General features: G+C 30.4%; 23 protein-coding genes. 15 read left to right on the forward strand and 8 right to left on the reverse strand.

Annotated elements, in window-relative coordinates; all coding sequences use genetic code 11:
- Window positions 1–98 precede the first annotated feature (98 nt).
- From AC1Q5Z_RS11155 to AC1Q5Z_RS11170, 4 genes are all read left to right on the forward strand, one after another.
- Window positions 99–1454 (forward strand): TolC family protein, encoded by a 1356-nt coding sequence (locus tag AC1Q5Z_RS11155; protein WP_492444820.1) that lies wholly within the window; start codon window positions 99–101, stop codon window positions 1452–1454.
- 79 nt (window positions 1455–1533) lie between these two features.
- Entirely contained in the window at window positions 1534–2583 is a 1050-nt protein-coding gene (locus AC1Q5Z_RS11160) for an HlyD family secretion protein (protein ID WP_073408093.1), read from the forward strand.
- Window position 2584: 1 nt separating this feature from the next.
- Window positions 2585–4168 (forward strand): MFS transporter, encoded by a 1584-nt coding sequence (locus tag AC1Q5Z_RS11165; protein ID WP_177211227.1) that lies wholly within the window; start codon window positions 2585–2587, stop codon window positions 4166–4168.
- Between the two features lie 350 nt (window positions 4169–4518).
- Window positions 4519–5178 (forward strand): HAD family hydrolase, encoded by a 660-nt coding sequence (locus AC1Q5Z_RS11170; protein ID WP_492444822.1) that lies wholly within the window; start codon window positions 4519–4521, stop codon window positions 5176–5178.
- 223 nt (window positions 5179–5401) lie between these two features.
- Here AC1Q5Z_RS11170 and AC1Q5Z_RS11175 read toward each other — a convergent pair whose 3' ends face one another.
- Window positions 5402–6193, reverse strand: a complete 792-nt coding sequence (locus AC1Q5Z_RS11175) for a hypothetical protein (protein ID WP_492444824.1) — start codon at window positions 6191–6193, stop codon at window positions 5402–5404.
- Between the two features lie 301 nt (window positions 6194–6494).
- Between AC1Q5Z_RS11175 and AC1Q5Z_RS11180 the strand changes: the two genes are divergently transcribed.
- Window positions 6495–7085: a TetR/AcrR family transcriptional regulator gene (locus tag AC1Q5Z_RS11180; protein WP_492444826.1), complete on the forward strand. Its 591-nt coding sequence runs from the start codon at window positions 6495–6497 to the stop codon at window positions 7083–7085.
- A 4-nt stretch (window positions 7086–7089) separates the two neighbouring features.
- On the forward strand, window positions 7090–7446 hold the full coding sequence (locus tag AC1Q5Z_RS11185; protein WP_492444828.1) for a GIY-YIG nuclease family protein: 357 nt from the start codon (window positions 7090–7092) through the stop codon (window positions 7444–7446).
- 54 nt (window positions 7447–7500) lie between these two features.
- Here the strand turns inward: AC1Q5Z_RS11185 and AC1Q5Z_RS11190 are convergent, their stop codons facing one another.
- A complete protein-coding gene (locus AC1Q5Z_RS11190) occupies window positions 7501–7962 on the reverse strand; it encodes a YcxB family protein (protein WP_492444830.1) in 462 nt (153 codons plus the stop codon).
- A gap of 70 nt (window positions 7963–8032) precedes the next feature.
- Entirely contained in the window at window positions 8033–8263 is a 231-nt protein-coding gene (locus AC1Q5Z_RS11195; protein ID WP_008466338.1) for a helix-turn-helix domain-containing protein, read from the reverse strand.
- Window positions 8264–8349: 86 nt separating this feature from the next.
- Between AC1Q5Z_RS11195 and AC1Q5Z_RS11200 the strand changes: the two genes are divergently transcribed.
- Window positions 8350–8589, forward strand: coding sequence for a hypothetical protein (locus AC1Q5Z_RS11200; protein WP_278019755.1), 240 nt, complete (start codon window positions 8350–8352; stop codon window positions 8587–8589).
- A 669-nt stretch (window positions 8590–9258) separates the two neighbouring features.
- Here the strand turns inward: AC1Q5Z_RS11200 and AC1Q5Z_RS11205 are convergent.
- Window positions 9259–10221 (reverse strand): hypothetical protein, encoded by a 963-nt coding sequence (locus AC1Q5Z_RS11205; RefSeq protein WP_492444833.1) that lies wholly within the window; start codon window positions 10219–10221, stop codon window positions 9259–9261.
- Between the two features lie 397 nt (window positions 10222–10618).
- On the opposite strand from AC1Q5Z_RS11205, the gene AC1Q5Z_RS11210 reads away from it, so the two are divergent.
- Window positions 10619–11929, forward strand: coding sequence for a phage integrase SAM-like domain-containing protein (locus AC1Q5Z_RS11210; protein WP_492444835.1), 1311 nt, complete (start codon window positions 10619–10621; stop codon window positions 11927–11929).
- Between the two features lie 324 nt (window positions 11930–12253).
- Entirely contained in the window at window positions 12254–12706 is a 453-nt protein-coding gene (locus AC1Q5Z_RS11215; protein WP_492444836.1) for a hypothetical protein, read from the forward strand.
- Here AC1Q5Z_RS11215 and AC1Q5Z_RS11220 read toward each other — a convergent pair.
- Entirely contained in the window at window positions 12696–12920 is a 225-nt protein-coding gene (locus AC1Q5Z_RS11220; RefSeq protein WP_492444838.1) for a helix-turn-helix transcriptional regulator, read from the reverse strand. The two genes, AC1Q5Z_RS11215 and AC1Q5Z_RS11220, sit on opposite strands and share 11 nt — an antisense overlap.
- A gap of 146 nt (window positions 12921–13066) precedes the next feature.
- On the opposite strand from AC1Q5Z_RS11220, the gene AC1Q5Z_RS11225 reads away from it, so the two are divergent.
- The 6 genes from AC1Q5Z_RS11225 to AC1Q5Z_RS11250 all read left to right on the forward strand — a co-directional run bounded on the left by AC1Q5Z_RS11225 (window position 13067) and on the right by AC1Q5Z_RS11250 (window position 19646).
- On the forward strand, window positions 13067–13924 hold the full coding sequence (locus AC1Q5Z_RS11225) for a hypothetical protein (protein ID WP_492444840.1): 858 nt from the start codon (window positions 13067–13069) through the stop codon (window positions 13922–13924).
- 185 nt (window positions 13925–14109) lie between these two features.
- Window positions 14110–15207 (forward strand): hypothetical protein, encoded by a 1098-nt coding sequence (locus tag AC1Q5Z_RS11230; RefSeq protein ID WP_492444842.1) that lies wholly within the window; start codon window positions 14110–14112, stop codon window positions 15205–15207.
- Entirely contained in the window at window positions 15204–16919 is a 1716-nt protein-coding gene (locus AC1Q5Z_RS11235; protein ID WP_492444844.1) for a hypothetical protein, read from the forward strand. The genes AC1Q5Z_RS11230 and AC1Q5Z_RS11235 overlap by 4 nt, the downstream gene beginning before the upstream one ends.
- Window positions 16920–17003: 84 nt before the next feature.
- A complete protein-coding gene (locus AC1Q5Z_RS11240; RefSeq protein WP_492444846.1) occupies window positions 17004–17582 on the forward strand; it encodes a super-infection exclusion protein B in 579 nt (192 codons plus the stop codon).
- Window positions 17583–17644: 62 nt separating this feature from the next.
- A complete protein-coding gene (locus tag AC1Q5Z_RS11245; RefSeq protein WP_492444848.1) occupies window positions 17645–18475 on the forward strand; it encodes a hypothetical protein in 831 nt (276 codons plus the stop codon).
- Between the two features lie 61 nt (window positions 18476–18536).
- Entirely contained in the window at window positions 18537–19646 is a 1110-nt protein-coding gene (locus AC1Q5Z_RS11250) for a YaaC family protein (RefSeq protein WP_492444850.1), read from the forward strand.
- Window positions 19647–19711: 65 nt separating this feature from the next.
- Here AC1Q5Z_RS11250 and AC1Q5Z_RS11255 read toward each other — a convergent pair whose 3' ends face one another.
- The 3 genes from AC1Q5Z_RS11255 to AC1Q5Z_RS11265 all read right to left on the reverse strand — a co-directional run bounded on the left by AC1Q5Z_RS11255 (window position 19712) and on the right by AC1Q5Z_RS11265 (window position 21867).
- Entirely contained in the window at window positions 19712–20638 is a 927-nt protein-coding gene (locus AC1Q5Z_RS11255) for a hypothetical protein (protein WP_492444852.1), read from the reverse strand.
- Window positions 20638–20928: a helix-turn-helix domain-containing protein gene (locus AC1Q5Z_RS11260; protein ID WP_492444854.1), complete on the reverse strand. Its 291-nt coding sequence runs from the start codon at window positions 20926–20928 to the stop codon at window positions 20638–20640. Before AC1Q5Z_RS11260 ends, AC1Q5Z_RS11255 begins: the two co-directional genes overlap by 1 nt.
- 81 nt (window positions 20929–21009) lie before the next feature.
- Window positions 21010–21867, reverse strand: a complete 858-nt coding sequence (locus AC1Q5Z_RS11265) for a hypothetical protein (RefSeq protein ID WP_492444856.1) — start codon at window positions 21865–21867, stop codon at window positions 21010–21012.
- Window positions 21868–21950 lie beyond the last annotated feature (83 nt).

A 21950-nucleotide genomic window follows, 5' to 3' on the forward strand; every position in this document is an offset into this window, starting at 1 on the left:
TTTAACATTTGTCTGAAATGAATATGTTCTTGGCTTTTTAGAATTATCAGTCACCAGAAAAATGAAGGAACTTTGCAACATCAAATATTTAATTATTCATGTTCCTTAAAACAACAAATTCTACAGACGATTGTTTTCCCAGAATCCTGCTGTTATTCTTAATTGTATTAGCATTCAATGGCTTACAAGCGCAGGAGGTTCATACTGTTTCATTACAAGAAGCTTTGAAGCTGGCTAAAGAAAACAACAAAAAAATCCTTAGATCTCAATTGGAGGTCACGCTCTCAGAGCAGAATATCAAAGAAAGAAAAGAACTCCGACTGCCAGACGTACAGTTAAACGGTATGTATTCTCGAATTACGAATATTACCGAATTCAAAGGAAGCGGGTTTTTAAAAGACAAAGAAGTAACTCCGGCAATTCCTGAAATTTATGAGGTCAATTCGACTTTTAAAATGCCAATTTATGTCGGAAATAAGATTAATAACGCCATCAAAATTGCGAATCAGGAAAGCGAAATAGCTAAAATAAAAACCGAAAAGGCCGAAAATGATATCGAGCTTGAAGTGGTGGCAAACTATCTGGCAATTTATAAAATGATGGAACTTCAGAAAATATTCGAAGAAAACATCAAAGAAGAAAAAAGCCGATTGAAAGAAGTACAATCGCTTCAAAAACATGGAACGGTTACGAAAAACGAAGTTATTCGTGCCGAATTACAGCTTTCAGATCGCGAATTGAATGCGTTAACTAACTCCAAAAACATTAAAATCGCACTTCACGATCTGAAAACGCTGATCCAGATTCCAGAAAACGAAGAAATTGCGATTGACACAACGTCGAGTTTGGACGAAATGAATGGTTTGGATCCGTATGATTTTTATATGAATAAAGCTTTGCAAAACGAAGAAATGCGTATTGCTAGTCAGGAGCTGAATATCAGTAAAACCGAACTGAAAATGGTAAAAGGAAACTATTTGCCAAGTGTTCACTTCTTTGGGAATTATGGTTTTTATTATCCGAACTATAAATTCTTTCCGCCCAATCCGTATCTGTATACTTTAGGACAAGTTGGTATTGAAGCTACTTTTGATCTTTCGTCTTTATATAAAAATAAAACCAAAATGGAGCAGGCGAGCACCAAAATCAAATGGCAGGAAATGCAGAATGAAATTGTAAAAGAGGAAATTCAAGATAAGCTTTATAAAGAGCATACGCAGTATCAGGAAATTCTTGAAAAGTTTGTTGTTGTGGACAAAGCACTGGATTTGGCTGACGAAAATTACCGCATTGTAAAGCTGAAATACTTAAATCAATTGGTTTTAATCACCGAAATGGTTGATGCAGATAATGCTTTGCTTCAGGCGAAATACAACAAAATTTCTACACGATTGGATGCGGTTTTAAAACATTACGAACTGCTTCATACGGCTGGAATGCTTCCGCAGGGCTAGATGGTGAGAGATTTGGCTAAAGCCTTAGAAAAAAGATTAAAGAAGAAAGATTTTTAGAAAAGAACTAAGTTAAAGAGATATGGTTAAGATAAAAAATGAAACTAGAAGAAATAAAACGTTTCATATACTAATAACAATTATTGCGTGTGTGCTTGTTATAAGCGGTGTTATTTTAGGAATTTGGTTTTATGTGTTCAACAGAAATCACGAAGAAACTAACGACGCGCAAGTCGAACAATATGTAACGCCAATTATGTCGCGTATTACGGGTTATGTGCAGGAAGTTCGTTTTAACGAAAATCAGTTCGTGCATAAAGGAGATACTTTGGTTGTAATTGACAATCGTGAATATAAATCAAAATTGAATGTGGCTCTTGCCGATGTTCAAAACGCACAGCAAAATAGTGTTGTGGCGCAGAAAAATGCTATAAATACGGCAAGTGCAACAGCGATTAACGAAGCGCAGTTAGAAGCGGCAAAATCGAATCTTTGGAAAACCAAATTGGAATACGAAAGATACAAAGCTTTGGTAAGCGAAGAAGCTGCAACTTCTCAGCAATTAGAGAAAGTAAAAGCAGATTACGAGTCGGCACAGGCGCATTTTCAGGAAATGAAAAATAGAATTCATTCATCTGCTTTAAGCACTTCTGTTGCCGAAGCAAATGTTCCGACAACGCAAACCAATATTGCTTCAAAACAAGCTGTTGCAGATAATGCTGCTTTATTTCTTTCGTACACCATAATTACAGCGCCTTATGACGGTTGGGTTGGAAAACGAACTTTACAGCCAGGACAATTGGTAAAAGAAGGCCAGTCTTTATTATCAATTGTAAGTAAAGAAAAATGGATTACGGCCAATTTTAAAGAAACGCAATTGCAATACTTAACCGTTGGGCAAGATGTTGAAATTAAAGCCGATGCTTTGAGCGATAAAACTTTTGTTGGTACAATCGCCTCTTTATCACCGGCGAGTGGGGCAAGATTTTCATTGCTTCCTCCAGATAATGCAACGGGTAACTTCGTAAAAATAGAACAAAGAATTCCCGTTAGAATTCAGTTGAAAGACAGCGACAAACAAGCCGATTTTTTAAGAGCGGGAATGAATATTACTGTGATCGCAGCACACTAAAATGGAAGATAAAAGTATTTTTAAATCATGGGTTCCAAAATGGGCAATCATTACGATTTTGTTTGTTTGTCTCTTGCATTCCATGATTTTATTGGGAGTTTATACGTCAAACGTAACGTATGCGGCAAGTTTTCTGGACATTGAGCCCGAAGATTTGCAATACGCGATGTGCGTTACGTATGGAACTCTGTTGGCGACAATTCTTATAGAAAGCCGATTTTCGAGTTTTTTCCCTGCCAAAAATTACCTCATGGGCGTTTATTCCTTAATTGGAGTTACGATTGTGACGTCGGGTTATGTCGATAATTTTGCGGTTTTTCTATTGCTGAGAGTTGCCGAAGGAATCTTAATGGCACTTCCTGCCATTACTATCAGACAATTGCTTATTGAGCAGTTTGATTCTAAAAATGCCATTATAATTGGTTTTTCCTTTTACTATGGTTCTCTACTGCTGTCAACGCCTTTTATTATGAATATTGCGGTTTGGTTTCTGGATCATTACGACTGGAAATACATGCTGTATGTTTCGGGCGGACTGCAGGTTTTAAATGTCTTTTTAATCTTGGTTACTTTTCGTGGGCACCGAACAACAAAGAAAATCCCGTTGTATCAAATCGACTGGATGAGCTATTTTTTGGTTTTAACAGCTATTCTTTGCGGTGCCTACTTTTTTGTGTATGCCGAGAAAAAATATTGGTTCGAATCTTCTCAAATGGTTTTAATGCTTATTACGGCACTTATTACGGGAGGTTTGTTCATTTTCAAAGAGCTTTTGGTTAAAAGGCCAACTTTTAATTTTGAAGTTTTTAAATATGCCAATCTTCGAATTGGGTTTTTATTGTTTTTCTTGTTTTACATCAGCAGGGCAACGCTGAGTCTTTGCCATTCGGCGATGTATTCGATTTGGAATTGGGATCCGTCTCGAGTTGCGGGTGTGCAATACATTAACGGACTCGGAAATATTATCGGATTGGTTTTGGCGGCTTTTTTCTTGATGAAATCGCTTTCAACCAAAATCATTTTTCTGATTGGTTTTTCGCTAATTGCGTTGTATCACTTTTGGTTTACGTTTCTATTTGTGCCCGATGTGGCTTTATCAGATATTATTGTTCCGTACTTTTTGCAGGGCATCGGAGTTGGATTGTTATTTGTTCCGTTGATTTTATTTACTACTTCTTCGGTTCCTGCAAATATGGCGGTTTCTTCAGGAATTGTCGGCGTTTCTGGACGTTTCTGGGGAAGCACGATTGGTTTTTGCGTTATGCAGAATGCAACCGTATTTTTAAACAAAAAACACTTTTTAAAGCTTAGTCAGTTTGTCACTGGCGAAAATCCCGAAGCACAGCAAAACATTGCAAACGCTACACAGAGTTTTATTGCCAAAGGATATTCGGCAGATAATGCGAATGTTTTAGCTATGAAAAAGATTTTCGGAAGCATTGCCAAACAGTCGACTCTGTTGGCAGATATGGAGATTTACACTATTGTAGGTTACGGTTTATTGGTTTTGATTATTCTTATTGCGTGCAATCAGCATTTGAGACAGACTATGACTTTGGTGAAAAGTAAAATTTGGATTGGGTAAAGATTTTGTTTCAGGTTTAATGTTTCAAGTTTTTGCCAATCTTTGTCGGTTATTCTCGCAATCCCGATAGCCATCGGGAGTAGAGACGCAAAGAGTTTTATTTTTAAAGCCACAGATTATAAAGATTTAAAGGATTTTGTTTCACGCAGATTCGGCAGATTTTAGCAGATTTAATTTTGATTTTAATAATATCTGCGCTTATCTGCTTAAATCATTTTAAATCTGCGTGAAATAAAACTCTGCGACTTTGCGCGATTCGAAAAAAATCTTGGTGAATCTCTGTGAGAAACCTCTGTGTAACTCTGCGGAAAAACTTATCTTGCAACCGTTAAAAACAACAAAACAAAATTATGAGCCAGCAATGTGTAATTTTTGATATGGACGGTGTGATTTCGCATACAAATCCGCATCATGTAATCGCTTTTGAAAAGTTTTTCGATAAATATAATATTCCGTACACGAAAGAAGAATTTGAAGAACATATGTACGGAAAACACAATAGTTATATCATGACGCATTTCTTCAAACGTCCGATTGCGGGAGAAGAACTGATAAAATTGGAAGACGAAAAAGAAGGAATGTTCCGTGAGATCTACAAAGACAAAGTCGAAGCGATTCCGCATTATATGGATTTTTTAAACGAGTTAAAATCTCGTGGTTTCAAAACAGCTGTTGCAACATCGGCACCGCGTGCGAATCTGGATTTGATTGCAAACGCTTTGAAACTTGGCGAAAAAATGGATTCGATGATGTCATCTGAAGACGTTACATTTCATAAACCAAATCCGGAAGTATACTTAAAATCGGCAGAACGTGTTGGGGTTTCTCCGTCGGATTGTGTGGTTTTCGAAGATTCTTTTTCGGGTATTACAGCAGGATTAAATGCCGGAATGAAAGTCGTAGGCGTTTTGAGCACGCATACAAAAGAACAGCTTCCGCCATGCGATTTTTATATTAATGATTATAGTGAAGTGGATGTGGATAAGATTATTGAAATATTGGGTAGATAAATTCCAATTTTTTAAAATCCCAAATTCCAAGTGATACGAAACCTTTGTCAAAGTTTAAAACTTTGACAAAGGTTTTTTTCATATTGTAACCACAATCTTGTCATTTCGACGAAGGAGAAATCTTAGTTAGAAGCTCCACAAAGATTGTTGATATGCGTTACCGAGTTACTCGCGAAGATTTCTCCTTCGTCGAAATGACAAACTAAACGGATTTAAAAACCGTTTAATACTTCTCCTCCAAAAAAGCAATCCATCCTTTTTCAAATTCCTCTTGCGTTACGTTCAATGTTTTTTGGATATTGCCGAAAGACGCAATCAGTTTGGGCAGAATATCTTTTCCCCATTTTTGAGTCATATATTCGATTATCGTGTAGCCAATGTTATAAATCTGATTACCGTGATTAAGATCTTCTAAAGTCAGGTTTTTGCTTTTGGCGTATTTCACGCTTAACGAATTAACCTCTTTCGCTTCAAAAATGCTAATCGATTCCCAAAGCCAGCGCGGATATTCGGCTTTAAACTTTTTATCAAATTCCTTATCAAAAGTTAGTCGGTCTTGGGTGATAATCGTGTCTTTTGCTTTATAAATTAATATGTTGAGCTGAACGCAATGCGTAAACTCATGCAAAGCCGTTTTTAGCGGATCGTCTGGAAAGATAGAATTAAACCAATTCGTCCATACAAAATGAAATTCGTTAGGACCACGACTTGTGCCTTTTGTGCTTTCTGCTAAACCTGTGGCTTCATTAAACTTAAATTGCGAACCGTAAACAAAAACCTTTATCGGGTCGTGTTCTACGTCTTTTAGATTTTCTCTTATTTTAGAATAATTTTCCTCCAGATGTTTGCTGACTTTTTCGGCCTCGCTTTTATAAATTCCGTTATAGGAAACAATAAAATGCTCCGATTTAAGAGTTTTGGTTTCGTGCTGAACGGTAAAGCTTCGAACTGTTCTTGCAAAATAAAAGACAGCAATAATTGCTAAAAAAATGACTAATAATCTGTATTTTCTCATGTGTTCTAATTGTTTTTTTGAGATTTAAAAACAAGTGAATTTTTGAGAATTAGGTTTTTGGTTTTTTAAAAGTAAGAATATTTAAATATTAAAGTGTAAAATAATTAAAGAAATTTCTGAATCGCTTTTTGTTTTGTCGCTCCCGATAGTTGTCAGTATATTAAAATTAAAAGGGTACTTATCGCATTGTTTCCTGTTTTGTCGGAAGTTTTTTAGGGTAAAAAAATTGTAATTGCATTAATTATTTTTACTTTTGTTCAAAAAATGAACATTGTTCATTTTTTATAATGATGTTTATGATATGAGTAGAAAAGAAATACAAGAGCAGAGAATGAAAGATTATTTCATTCAGGCTACAAAGGAGATTTTAAAAGGAGAAGGCATTCAGGCTTTAAGTGTAAGAAGTATAGCTGAGAAAGCGGGATATTCGTTTGCTACACTTTACAATTATTTTAAAGATGTAAAAGAACTTATTTTTCTTTGTGTGAAAGATTTTCAGCAGGAATGCCAGGAATATGTTGAAGATAAAACAAAAGACGTAGAAAAAGGGGAAAAGAAAATTATTGCGACTGCGATTTCCTACGCCGAATATTTTGTACAATATCCAAGTGTTTTTGAAATCTTTTTTATCGAAAAACTTCCTAATTCGGCTGAAAATGCCAGAATATCAGAATTAATTTCCTCTTTTCTTGAAAAACTTTGCCAAGAAGAATTTCAATATTGCATTGATCAAAAGAGTTTTACGGCCGAAGAAGTTCAAGAAATAGCAAAAGAGCTTAATGGTTTAATTACGGGGATTTTACTGCTGTATTTAAACCGAAATTATCCGTCTGATTATGGTGATTTTGCTAAAAATTTAAAATCACAAATAGAAAAAACAATGAAAAAATAATCGCATGAAAACCAAAAAAGAACTTAGAGACGAATACAAGGAAATGAAGTTCAAGAAAGGTGTTTTTCAAATACGAAATACCATAAACAAAAAAGTATATATAAACAGCAGTGCTGATCTTGATGCTATTTTTAAACGCCAGAAATTTCAGCTTAACTGCGGGAATCATCCTGTGGCAGAGCTTCAAAAAGACTGGAAAGAACTTGGAGAGGATAAATTCGAATTTGAAATCCTGAGCGAAATAAAAGAAAATGATACGGCCGTAAAATCTGACCCAAAAGATTTGAAACTTCTAGAGCAAATGTTTTTGGATGAAATAATGCCTTTTGATGAAAAAGGATATAACAAAAAGAAAAAATAGCCTATTAAGGCATGAAGTTTTATGAATTGCCTCCTGCTTTATCTGGAGGTTTTTTTATGTTTGAGAAGGAAGGGCTTTAGCCGAAATCTGTTTGTTTTTAATCTTCAAAAAAACTTTATTTCTAAACCAATTTTCATCTTCTTGAGTTTCAAAAATTCGTTTTGGAAGGAAGATTGCTTGTCCTTTGGTGTAGTATAAAAGATAGAGGTCATTTAGTTCGAAAACTTTTACAAAATTTTGCATAGGAACTGTACTATTAGATATTTCCCCCATTCCAGAAATAATTCTATCTGAGAATATTTCATGTTGTCTTTCGTAGAAAACAATCTTATTGTCTTTTGAATTTGCAAAAATCCAATATTTATAAATCGTAAGAACAGGATACATAAAACCAACGACTATAATAAAAATGCTAAAAGAATCTTTCTTTCCAGTAAAAAGAACGAAAGTAGAAAAGATCCACATAAAAGCAAATAACCATCCTCGTCTTTTTAATTCAAGTCTAACAAGGAACATGAAATATTCTTTTTTGGTAAGTTGAAATTTCTTGGTTTTAATCATTGGAGGTTAAGGAAAGTTTTGAGTTTTATTTCAAAGGAAAATCAAGTAACTCTTTAGGTTCAATATCTAAACCTTTTGCAATTTTTACAAGAGTTTTTATTGAAGTATTAATTTTAGCGGTTTCTATTCTTGCTATTTGAGATTTAGTCATGCCAGAATCATCAGCTAAATCTTGCTGTGATAAGTCTTTCTTTTCACGTAACTGTCTAATGTGAATGCCAAGATTTATAATGTAATTTTCTTCTGAAATGTTCATATTTCAAAAGTGGAAAGATTTATTTCGCTTTTGGTAGCATTCATGCCTACAAATTATTATATTTGCTTCAAATAAAAAATAAGACAATGGCTACAAATGATCTTTCAAAAGAAACAGAAAAAAGACTCTTAGATTTTTTTAATAATGTTATTGATGCTAAAGATTTGGCAAAAGCAATTCGGCAATTAAATTATGCAATTGCTTTAGTTGTTATGAAAGATGATGAAAGAGGATATGCTTATGCTCAAAGAGAAAACTTAGAAAAAGGTTTTTATTGGCTAAATGAATTAGCCGAAATTTTGCATCCGTATCTGGAAGTTGAATAAGAGAAAATAACGTTTTAAAAATATCTTCATTTCGACGAAAGGAGAAACCAAAAGCAAAACCGACAAAAAATTCCAGAGTGATTTCCGCAATTTTTTTCATAGTTTGACAACCTGTTGGTGATGCTGAAAAGCTCCTTTCGTCAAGATGATTTGATAAAGATGAATTACAGCGTAGTTTGTCATTTCGAGGAACGAGAAATCACACTAGAAACTCCGCAAAGAAAATCGCCAATCTTTGTAGATATACGCGTGCGATTGCTTCGCCAATTCGCTATCGCTCGTGTCCTCGTTCCTCGAAATGACAAAACTAGACGGATTTGGGATTTTTTCTTTCTAGCAATCACAAGAGCGTTCCCATCAATAATGACATTTTCTGTAAGGGAATTTGTTCTGCAATAGGCCAGGAGGAGAGTTTATTGGCAGATTTTTTTAAATTGGTTTTGATGTTAATTTGTTGGTTTGTAGCTTTGTGTGAAATGTGCTTACTTTGAACTCTTAGTTTTTGATTGTGATTTATTTTTGTAATTTCTTTTCGCCAAAATGAAATTACAAAAGTGTTTGTTATTCTGAGGAAGGAAGGAGTCTCAGTAACAGTGTGCACTTTATGTTTTGAGATTATTTGGTCTTGGTTAAATCATTAAAAAAAACTTTAATATAGTTTATTTGTTTTTAATGAATGTCATAGTCGGTTTCTACTTCGTCGAAGATTAATCTATATTTAAATATAATCTCTCCTATTGGACTTAATTGTTTAAATCTCCTCCCTTTTATTTGTTTAACAACTCCGAACTCTTTTATTTCAGTAATTCTATTAGGAGACATTGTTCCTCCATTTTCAAGATAGTTTGCAACTTCTAAAAATTGTTTCCATTTATTTTTCTTTTTTAATTCTATGACTTTATTTGTAATAATGTTTGGAAATTTATTTGGTGAATTCCAAAAAAGTAAATTTTGTTCATTAAAAAATAAGCTTCTGTATTCTTGTAAGTTATCTAAAAATGTTTCTGATTCATTTTTTTGATTTTCTGTTTCGATTTCTAATTGTTGTAATTTTGTTTTTGATTTTTCTAGTTCATTTTGAGCATTTTCAGCTTTTCGTTCTGAAGAGTTGAGTTTTTTAGTTAATGCTGAAGCAGTAGCCATTGTATCAGCTAGCTCAATATCTTTCGTTTTGATTTGCTCAATTTGTTCATCATAATTTTTTGACAACAGTCTAACATTTTTTCTTTGTTCTTCATATTTTTCGGAGTATTCATCTCTTTCTAAAACTGTTTCATCGTGAGTTGATTTTAAAACGACATTTTTATTGATAATTTTTCCAGTTATGAAAGGCATGATTCTGAACTCGATTACCATTGAAAGAGTTCGGGTCCCCACTATAATTAAATATCCTAATAATGATATTGCAAAAGCATAGAGAATATCATAAAGGATGTTTTTAGTACTTAATTCGTGTTCTGCAAGATTTCTTATTAATGAAACTTTTGCATTTCTAGTATAATTTTTGTCGAAATTAAATAATGAATACCATAGTTCCCAATGGTGTAGAATTAGAATTAGGATAAGTGTTCCGAAAAATGGATTGCTTAATTTATCTTTAATATTCTGGAAAAATGAGTTTAAATAATCCATTATTTAGTAGTATATTTTGCTAGTTATGTGAGATTTTTAATCGAAGTATTTGGGAAGCCATAATCGTTTCCCAAAAATAAAAATAGAAACCAATAAAATGATATTGTAGTAAATTGCTTATCAACAATTTTAATAACAAAAAGTAGAATGCAGTAAAAACAAAAAAACTTCTGAAAAATCTTCAGAAGCTTTTTTTTGTGCGGATAATAGGAGTGCCACCTAATAATAATTAAAAATAAAAAGGATTAAAATTATTTTATAATGTATTGTTTTTAAAGTTTTTATTGGTTTTTTTAATTCTATTTAATTTCATTGAATTTAGATGAAATAATCATATTTAGGGGAATAATAGGGGAATGGTTATTATTTCGTATATTTGTATGATAAACAATTTAACATGGCAACGGGCAAATTCAGAATTAAAACCACCAATGATTGGAATACAATTTTTTACAGGTTTAAACAAGGTAAAATATTTGATTGTGAAACCTCGATAGGCATTCAAATTCCTAAAGGACGTTGGAGTGATTCAAAACAAGAAGTCTTAATTACGAAAGATATTAATTATAGAGATATCAATGTAAAATTAAAAGAATTTGATGCTTTTATTAGAAAGGAGTATGAGAATTCTAAGCTTTCTGATGCTACAATTTTAATCAATACAAAATGGTTAAAAAATAAAATAGATACGTTTTTTAGCAGAGTCTCTGGAGATATTGAAATTGATGACAAAATTTTTATGACTAATTTTATTACTTCTTTTATAGAAGAGTCAAAGACAAAGAGAAATAAAAGAGGGACGCCATTAAAGCCAAGAACAATTGAACATTATAATACTACACTAAATAAAATACTAGCATTTGAAAAAAGTATTGGAGTTAAATTGAAATTAACTGAAATTGATTTGGCATTTCATGATGCTTTTATCACCTATCTAGAGAAAGAACAAAAATTAAATCAAAATACAATTGGTGGATATATTGATGATTTAAAATTATTTTGTGGTAATGCTGACAAGAAAGGCATAACTGTTTCAAAAGAATTTAAGCTTACAGAATTTTATTCCCCAAGCAATAAAACAAAGGATATTTACTTAAAGGAAGACGAAATTAATTTAATATATAATACTGTTTTTGAACAAGATTATTTAGACAATACTAGAGATTGGTTTATAATTGGTTTGAGAACAGGGTTAAGGATTTCAGATTTTTTAAAACTTACTAAGGAAAATATTAAAAATGAGTTTATTTACAAAGAAACCATGAAAACAGAATTTCCAGTGATTATTCCAATTCATAGGCAAGTTCAAGAAATACTGCGTAAAAGAAATGGAAATTTCCCTAGAGCTTTAAGTGATCAGAAATTTAATGAATATGTAAAAAAAGTAGCTGAAATTGCAGGGTTAAAAGAAGAAACAGAAGGGGCAAAAATGGTAAAGAGTGAAATTATTGAAAATGGTAAAAAAACTGTAATAAGTAGAAAGAAGTTTGGCAAATTTCCCAAATATCAATTAGTCTCTTCTCATATTTGCAGAAGGACATTTGCTACAAATTTGTATGGAAAGATAGATACTTTAACTATCATGAAGATAACGGCTCACAAAACCGAAAAGCAATTTTTAGATTACATAAAGATAACTCCTCTAGAATATGCTGAAAAATTAGAAGCTTACTGGAAAAATGCAAATTTATCTGCTGGAGGAAATTAATTTTATTAAATAGATCATTTTTAATTTAATTTTTGCAGATAGCATTGAGGGGTATGGAAGAAAATTATAGACCCTTTTTGGTATTTGTAGGATGGTGCTTTAGTGTGAAGGCACGGGGGGAATTATAAATTTTCCCATATATAATATAAGTATTAGGGGAGTGTGAAATCTGCAATGATGTTCATGCCCTAGAATCCTCCAATTTTTCCTCATTGTTTGTTTATGAAAGCAATTATTAATTTATAATTAATTAGCTATAAAATAATTAATCATGATTAATGCCTTTTATAATAGGCTGATTCTATAATGTAAATATCGATTAAAATGACAGAAACAATTCAGACAAAAGGTTTAAATCCAATTTTGCCATTTCAGAATACGCAAAAATTTATAAAATGTTTAGATTCAGCATTGATGAGTGTAGATATTAAAAAGTTAAAAGAAGTTTTTGAAAGAGTTGAATTAACTACGCATTCAGATACTAATGATTTTTTATCACTGGGGAAATATCTTTTCAAAAAATACACAAGTATTCAACAAGATATTGAAATTGTGAAAGTAGAAAAAAGAGAGACAAGATGTATTGCGTGTTCATTGGGTAAAGCTGTATTGGCATACGATATTACTTATAAAAAAACATATTCTAGTTTTTCAGTAATCTGTCTTTCTAGTTATGCAATTAATCTAGATATTAATGATAAGGGGGAACTGATGGAGTTTGCGTGGTGTAATGCTTATTTGAGCAAAGAAGAAATGAATGATTTTATTAGGATTTAAACAAATCAGCTAATTCGATTTTTAAAACTTTACAAATTTTATGAAGGGTCAAAATAGATGTGTTTATTTCTCCTCTTTCTATCCGTCCTACTTGATTTCGAGGCACATTAGCATCGTAAGATAAAAGTTCTTGGGACAGATTTAGTTCTATTCTTTTCTGCCTTATTTTTTCTCCTACAGACTTTATTAACTCTATTTCGCTACTTTCTCTCACAAAATAAAAGTCAGCATTTTATATAAAAACACTTGTCCCAAATAAGTGTCATAATGATATTTTTTATAATATTTGTAAAGAATCAATAATTGATTTATGGATTACTGTATAAAGATGTTTTTAGAATTAACCAAACAATAAGTAAAATGAACAAAATGATTCTCTTACTATTTATGTTTTTATTGCAAATGGAAACACATAGTCAAAACTCTTCTCAAGTGGAACAAACACCAGATGAGATACTTTTAAATAACCAATCGAAATATTCACAAGAAGAATTAAAATCAAAAGAGGAGCTAGATGCCATAGTTAGTAAAGCTGAACAGCAAAAAGCTGTCGATGAAATTATGAAAGACACGGAAACATCTCAAAAGGATGCATGGGGTGATGCATTGAGAGAACAGGAGGGTAAGCAGAAGACAGAAGAATATTCAGTTATATCACAAGCTGATTTATATGAAGATCTACCTGATGGAACAAGACGGGCTAAATATCCATATATACCTGCTGGAGCTAAAACAATTGCAGATGTAGAAAAGTACTTTAAAGAACATCCTTCAGAAATGGTTTCTAATGAGATTGATGGAAGAAAGTTAAATGATGATAGTCCTTCAACGTACTCAAGCAATCTTTTTGAAAATGGGGTTGGGGTTTACGTAATAATAATAGCCCTTATTATTTGTTTTACAATAGCCGAGATTTTTGGAAGAAGTAAGCATATTGGAAGATGGTGGTCTTTCTTACTTCTTTTATGTGGTTTTATACCAGGAATTATAGCATTAATTAATAGTCCATCTGCTAAAGAAAAGCCTACAAATGGTGGAAGAAGTCATTATATTTGGGCTTGTATATTTTTAGTTTTCGGTGTTCTAAATGCAATAACCCTAATTGCTAGTAAGGGACAGTCTGGGCATATCACTTTTGTTTTTTTAACATTCTCATTTTATCTTTTTGAGCTAAAAAAAGGATTAATTATTAATAAAAACCCTAAATATTATATCTGATTACTGAAAAATAAAATATGTTTTAATTGTCATTCTTAAAGAAAAAAAAGAGAAAACCTTAGCCACTTGTTTACATGTAAGAAAAACATGTATATTTGAAAACATGTAATATATTCGATATTAGTAGAAGAAATTCTATATTTATGAGCTTATCGTGAAGTTGAAATTTCAAAACACAGGAATAGATGATAAACAAAACAGTAAATTCTGGAACTAGTGCCCAAAATGGCTTTGCGCTACAAAGGAACACCGCTTTGTTTTTATTGTTGGAAAATTACAATCTTAAATTTAAAGATCGTAAATATTTTATTTGTCTTGAGCATCATGATGACTTTGTATTTTGTTTTTTAAATACAAAAAATTATGTTGAATCCATTGAAGCATATCAATCAAAAAAGAAAGCTCCAAGTGTTTGGCGTGTAAACAAAGAATTATTTGAAATAATAAAGAAATTATTGATGACAGGGAAAAGTCTAATTGATGATAAAATTCCAAAATCAGATAATTATGAACATTTTTTGTATTTCTCAACTAATCAGACAATTCATTTAGAGCATAAGCCAAAAAAAGGTGAAAACAAACCTGTTGTTTTAGAATCAATAAAAGCTGATAATTCAGAAGTTCATTTCTTAAATTTACCTGTAGAGATTCAGAATAAGATTAAGGCTGGTGTTGCTGAAGTAGCATTACATGACGAATTTGATAATGTAAGTTTTTATTGGATTCCTTTAGCTCCAACCGTATTAGAACAAGAAAATCAATTAGATGGTAAATTATATGAAATTTTCGGAAATAGAATTAATAATAGGAGATCAGCAGTTAAAACATTAATTTCACTTTTTTCGGAAATAGAATCTATTTATAATCAAGGAAATATTGCAAAGTTGTTAGATGTCAAGAAAAGAGTTGATAGTGAAAAAATTGAAGAAACTTTTAATCTTCTAACTAGTAAATCAAAATGTTTTGAATATTGGCAAACACAATCTTACAGTATTGGCAAAATTCTGAAAATAAAACCCATTGAGAAAGATACTTTTGAGTTAGATTTTATTACGTCATTTGAATTGTTCAAAAGTATTGAAGAAGCTGAACATCGAAAAATACTACAATTCTCAAGATCCCATTTAGATCTACTTACTACTTTTACTGAAGAGGAAAATGTTCTAGAATTATTCGAGGAATTTAAAAAAAAACAAACTTCAGTTTTTGATGATTTAAAGCTTAAGGCTATTTTTTTTGCAGCCTATTTCGAGGTAACTTATAAAAAAGAAGATGTATTATGAGAGCTATTGTGGAGTATAGAAATTTCTTTGCCTATTCTGAAGAGAGTAATAAAAGCTTTTTTACAGATTTTAGCCCAAATATTAATATTGTTCACGGTAAAAATACATCAGGTAAAAGTACATTGATTCAGGCAATTCATTATACTTTTGGGATAAATGATGAAAAACACAAACTAGCTGAAGTATTAAATGAAAATGTAATTTTTAGGCTGGATTTTCTCTTAACAACTAATGTTGAAGAAGAAATTACAATAATTCGGGATAATGATTTTATTTACATTAAGAGGTTTAATTTACCGATAATAAAATTTACTGGAATTAGCGGTAATAGTTCAAAGGAGCATATTATGTTAAAAGAGTATTTGGCAAACTTGTTTGGGTTTAAATTATACTTGGAATCTTCAGAAGAGTATAAATTAGCTTCGCTAGAAGGTATGTTTCTACCTTATTATGTTGCTCAAGATTACGGTTGGGTTTTAGCTCTAAAATCATTTCGAGGGTTGGATTTTTTTAAAAATTTTAAAAATGACTATTATGATTATTATCTTGGCATAACAAATGAATTCGATAGAGTCGAAAAACAGGAATTTGAAGCAGAAAAGAAAAATTATGAGAATGAAATAAAATTTTTAAGTGGGCGTAAAGAAGATAATGATGATTTAAAGCTGTCAATATTGAAAGATGAAATTTTCATCGGTAAATCAATTGAATATATTAATACTTATAAGGTAAATAAGGATAAATTAATTACCCTAGAAAAAGAATATCTTCTTACTTGTAATAAACTGGTTTTTCAAGAGGAGCGTCTTAAAATTTTAAAGAAGGTGAGGACAGCATTAAAAAAGCAAATTCCTCTAGAAAATAATTGTCCAACCTGTTATCAAAATTTGCCAAATTCAATAGAAAATATTTATGAGTATTTTCAAAATTTAGATCATACACAAGCAGAAATAGAAAAGCTTAATAAATCAGTAAAGAAATTAAAAGGAGCAATAAATTCATTAGAAGAAAGCATTTTACAGCAAAAAAAATGTGTTTCAAAAGACTACAATGTATTGTTGCATTACAACGTTAATGGTTTAACGTATGATACTTGGTTAGATAATAAAGCAAATATTCAATTGTCTAAAAATATTTCAATACAAATAGGTGAAACAACTTTAAAATTAGATTCAGTAATTGAGAAATTAAAAGGTTTTAAGACTCCTGATGATTTACGAAAAGAACGTAATATAAAAGATTATAGATTTAAAAAATATTTTGAAGATAATTTGAAGGAACTAAAAGTAAAGCCGTTTGATGATGATAGGTATACTTTGTTATATAAAATGAAATTGTTTCCGAAACAAGGGGTTGAACTTCTAAAAACATTACTCGCTTATTATTTTGCCTTTAATAAAATAATTAAGGAAACAAAATATGTACATATATTTCCATTTATGTTGGATGCCGTTTTCAAAGAAGATATTGACGAAACGAATAGAAATCTAATTCTGAAATTTATTTATAAAAACAAGCCAAAGAATCAGATAATATTTTCGTTTGCAGAATCGGCTGACAATAAAAAGACTGCATCACAATATAACAAAGATTTTTTAAACAATGAAGCAAAATTGATACTTACTAGCAAATCAAAAGAGAGAGCTTTATTATCGGAATTTAATATAGATCATACTAAATATTTAGAAGAAACACTTTCGTTTATTGGGTGATGAGGCTTTTTGTTAAAAAGACTTTGGAAGAGTTAAGTGAACCTTAGTTAGGTGTAATTATTAAACAAGAAAAATACAATGATAATGGAATTAAAATCTTTCTTTGATTTTACAAAGCTACCAACAAAAATTTTTATCGTCTTTTCTTTTGTCACAGGTTTTTTTATTTTTTCAACGCCAACAATTTTAAAAAAATTTAGATTTGATAAACTAGAGGAATATGTAGCTTATATCGGAATAGTATTTCTGTTTTCAACATCTTTAGTAGTCTTAAATTTGATAATTTGGATATATAATAAAATTAGTTTTAATATTAGACTTAAGAAGTTTAAAGCCGAGATAAGACAAACTATAAAAAATTTAGATCATCAAGAACAGTCAGTTATTAGAGAATTCTTTATCAGAGGGCAAAATTCAATTTCAATGCCAATAAATGATGATGTGATTTCAGGTTTGTTAGATAAAAAAATACTAAAAATGAATAGGCAAATTAATGGAAGTACAGTGGGATATGGCATGACTTTTCCTTTGTCTATAAATGACTATGTAAGTAAAATTATTACTATTTATGACGTAGGTTTTATTGAGAACCCGACCGACCAGCAAAAACAAATTATTTTAAACAACAGACCAAATTGGGTTAATAAAAGTTGGAGATATTAATTAAAATAAAAACATCTTTATTGCTATCAATAGATTAAACAAAAACTAATATTAAAAAAATTATGTCATTACCGTCAATACAAGATTTTTTTTTAGAAGTACCATTGTACGAAAGATTTGCAGTTTCTGAATCAGATGCTGAGTACTTATTTGATCTTTTCTACTTTGATGAGAGAATTGATGCTTATTGTCCATTATGCGATAAATCAAGTACTTTTAAAGGGACAAAATCAAAAAGTTATAATGGGTTTGTTACGCCACGCTATGAGCATTTCTATCAACGAGCTGGTGGTGACATCTCACGGTGGGCGAACAAAATTTTTCATATTAATTGTATATGTACTAGAGACGAAAGTCATTTATTACAATTTTCAGTTTATTTTTTAAATAATGAAATTTTTAAAATTGGGCAATTTCCATCATTAGCTGATTTGTCAATTCCTGATTTAAAAAAATATCGAGAAGTTTTAACGAAGGAAAAATATAAAGAATTTAATAGAGGGATTGGCTTAATAACACACGGAGTGGGTGTTGGAGCGTTTGTATATTTAAGAAGAATATTTGAAGATTTAATTGAGGAAGCTCATGTTGAAAATTCAAAAGTAGAAGGTTGGGATGAGGAAGTTTATAGGAGATGTAGAATGGATGAAAAAATAGAATTACTAAAAGCGTTTCTTCCTGAATTTCTGATAGAAAATCGAAAAATATATGGAATTCTTAGTAAAGGAATCCACGAATTAACGGAAGAGGACTGTTTAGAATATTTTCCCACTGTTAAGCTTGGTGTTGAGTTAATACTTGATGAAAAATTAGAAAAAAAACGAAGACTTGATAAAATTGATCTTGCAAAAAAATCATTAGGCAAAATTCATTCTGATTTGCAAAAAGAATAAATCACTTAAAATTAAAAAATGTACTTGCATAGTCTATTTTATGCTTTTTGAATAACAAATCATGATAAACGAAAGAATATTCACAGAAACTCCTAAGGCTTCGATTTGGGACAGGATAGATATTTTAACAACTTTAAATGGAGTAAAAAATCAACTTGAAACGAATTCCGTTAGCTTAAATGTAGGGATTGAGAATGATCTTCTGCTAGAGAAAGCCAAAGGTGTTGCATTCTGTGTTCGAAGTGCAAGAGATCTTTTTAAACAATCAGATTCAAAAAATTTAACGCCAAGTCTGACGAGTCTGTATTATGGTACGTACAATCTGTTAAGTGCTTTGCTAATTGGTGATGTTCGAAACACTTTAACATTGTCGGATATTGAAAACTTTTCAAAGAATGGAGGACATGGTTTGAAAACTATTTACAATTCTGATTCAGAAGATTTGGGTAATAATGAGTTTATTTACTGCTGTAATAACGGTTTTTATAGGGAGCTTTTAGTAAATCTTAACTATGATATTGGACAGATAGTTATGATAAAAAATTTCAGAAAAGTGAATGAAATACCTAAAGAAGAAAACAGCAAGCTTATTTCTCTTAAAGATTTACTTTCAAGAATTCCAGAACTGAAAAATATTTATGTCGAAATTTTTAAAGAGCAACCAAGTTATTTGAATTTTAATTCTCAAAAACTGTATGGAGAGGATAGTGGTTTTTTTAAAGTTAGTGTTGGTGAAACTCAGAATACAAATTATATTCAACCTCAGGATATTTATGATATATTAAATTTACCTGAAGATTTTGTTTTTGAATATAAAAAAGAAAGACCATTATCTTTTGTGAAAGAAGAATTTTGGTGTGATAAATTGCCTGCAGATTTTCATGACAGAATAGTTGTATATAAATCTCCCATAGCTAGAGATTGTGCTATTAAGCCACTGCTTACAATTGAAGAGCCTTTATTGCTTTATTTTAAATTACTTTACTTATTAAGTATTTGGACGAGATATAGACCAAATCTTTGGCGTGAGATTAATGAGGGAAAATACGACCAATTTAGATCGCTTTTTGCAATATTTACGGATGCTACCGAACGTATTGTTCCTAATGCATTTCTAAATAAATTTTACGGTCGTAATTTCCTATTTGCATCTCATTCCTATTATTCTTAAATCACGCTCTGAATATGTGTTCTTAAGGCAAATTTGTCACAAGTATTATAGTAAACATTCATGCCTTAGGCAGATTCTTCTAAAGAAGTTTCTTTGAAATTATTATTCAATGAATGCCAAAATTTAATTAACAATTTTTCTTTTAATTCTTTTCTGGTTTTGTCTAAATTGTATTTAGAAATTAGCATGTTGAAATCTTTTTGTAATCGTCTCATCACTTTTAAAGATTTTTCTTTTCTTATTCTATTCCAGTAATTTGGGTTTGTATATTTATTGATTTTTTCCAAATCCTTTAAAGGGATTTCTGTAAATGTAAAATCATCAACAATTTGAATTTTACTAAATTCTTTCCATAATAATCTGAAAATATTGCATAGAATGTCTTTATCCAACAAATCTTCTAATCTGCAAACTCCTAAATTTTGAAGTAATCTTTTTTTTGTTATTTTTAATTCAATACGGAGTATGTGGTTATTGGATAACTTATATTGTTTAGATTTATTGTAAATCTTTATGCTGTAGTCGGATTTAATAAATTCTTTGTAATCTCCTTTGCCTTGAAATTTTAAATCTTTGTTGTGATTTTTTAAATCATGCATCAATATATTATTGTCTAAAATAATTTGAGGGTTTTGATTTAATCGTATGTTAAAGCCCATTTCTAAGTTTGTGATTGATGTTTGATTTTCAATATTAAAATTCTCAGTTAAATAGGGAATTAAATACAATAAGTTTTCAAAAGTAAAATCATTATAATTTTGATTGCCGAGTCCAAAATTTATATTTTCAAATTTATGTAGACTTCCAAAAATTACAGCGCCTAATTCTGTAATTCTAATTTCGAGATTATCTAATTTTCCTCTTTTAGGGTAATCTTTTATTTCTCCTGTAAAAGGGTTTAAAGTGTTTTCTAAATCGATTATATTGTGATTTACGGTGTAATTCTCAAACCCATTTTTATCTTTTATATGAAATCGAATATTGTCTATCATTATATAACATTATTAAGTTTGTTGAATACTTCTGATTTTAAATAAAATACTTTATTGCCAAGTTTTTTAGCTATTAAAGTTTTATCCTTATTCCAGTTAAACAATGTTGTATAGCTAACATTGAGAAGTTTGCTAGTTTCTTCTCGAGTTAGCAATTCGTTTTCTTTTTGAATTGGTTTTGGGGTAATTAAACTGTTGATTTTTTTAAGTTCATTAGCTACAGCCTCGCTAATGATTAGTGATAAATCTTCAATAGTTAATTGAAAGACTTGAATTGTTTTTAATTCCATATTTTATGTTTTTTAGTTTTATTTCACAAAATTAGGAAGAGAGTTTTGGTACTTTAATTGATGTATCGTATCACTTTCGTACTACTTTTCAATGTCAGAAAAATTAATTAAAGTCAGTCCATTTAATAAAGCATATTTATTAACATCATTCATGGTTCTTTCAGAATAAAAAATATTTTTATCATTAGAATTTTGATTGTATGTTTCGTTTAAATATGATTTAATAGATTCAACTTTCTCATTCATTTCAACACTTAAAATTTTGGCTAAACTATTGCCACTTTTGTATAATTTATCTTTATATGAAAATTTATTAATGTTTCCTTTTCTAAGAATTTTTAATTCACCAGTAAAGAATCGGAGAGCTATTTTTAAAGGTATTGTTTCTCTTATTTTGTCAAAAACATATAAAAAATCTTTGCCATAACTTTTATTTAAAGGTCTGTCATTAAAGAATGGATAAAAATCTTCATGTAATGAACTATAAGCAATACGGTAATAATTTTCTATTCTTTTTAAAATGTCATAAAGTTTTGGGTTTTCATTGTACTTAGAAGTTGCAGATTTATGAATTGCTTCTTCCAATTTGGTAATTATTGAAATTAACTCTACTTTTTTATTCTCTATGTTTTTTTCAGAGTTGCAATAATAGTCGGATAATGATTTAAGTTGGCAACCAATATTGGTTGAATATTTATTATCTACTTCATAGAATACTTCATTCAAATAAAAAGTTTCTACATCATTTGTATTAATAAAATGTTCAAAAGGTACAAAGTCTGAATATTTGATTTTCTGTTTTGAATGATAGTTGTGGTAAATTTCTATTAGTCCTTGAAACCCTCCATTGACAAATAGTCTAAGATCTCTTTCTAGATTCTCCTTATTCTTTAGTTCGAAAGACTGTTTTTGATCTTCATGCATCTTTTGAATATCCATTTTTAAGTGTTTTATGCAATGTAATAAAACATTTGAAGCTATTTTCAAAAATAAGAAAAAGTGGGTAAAATTAAGTTCATTAA

The sequence above is a fragment of the Flavobacterium sp. GW823-FHT06G12 genome (assembly GCF_058794775.1).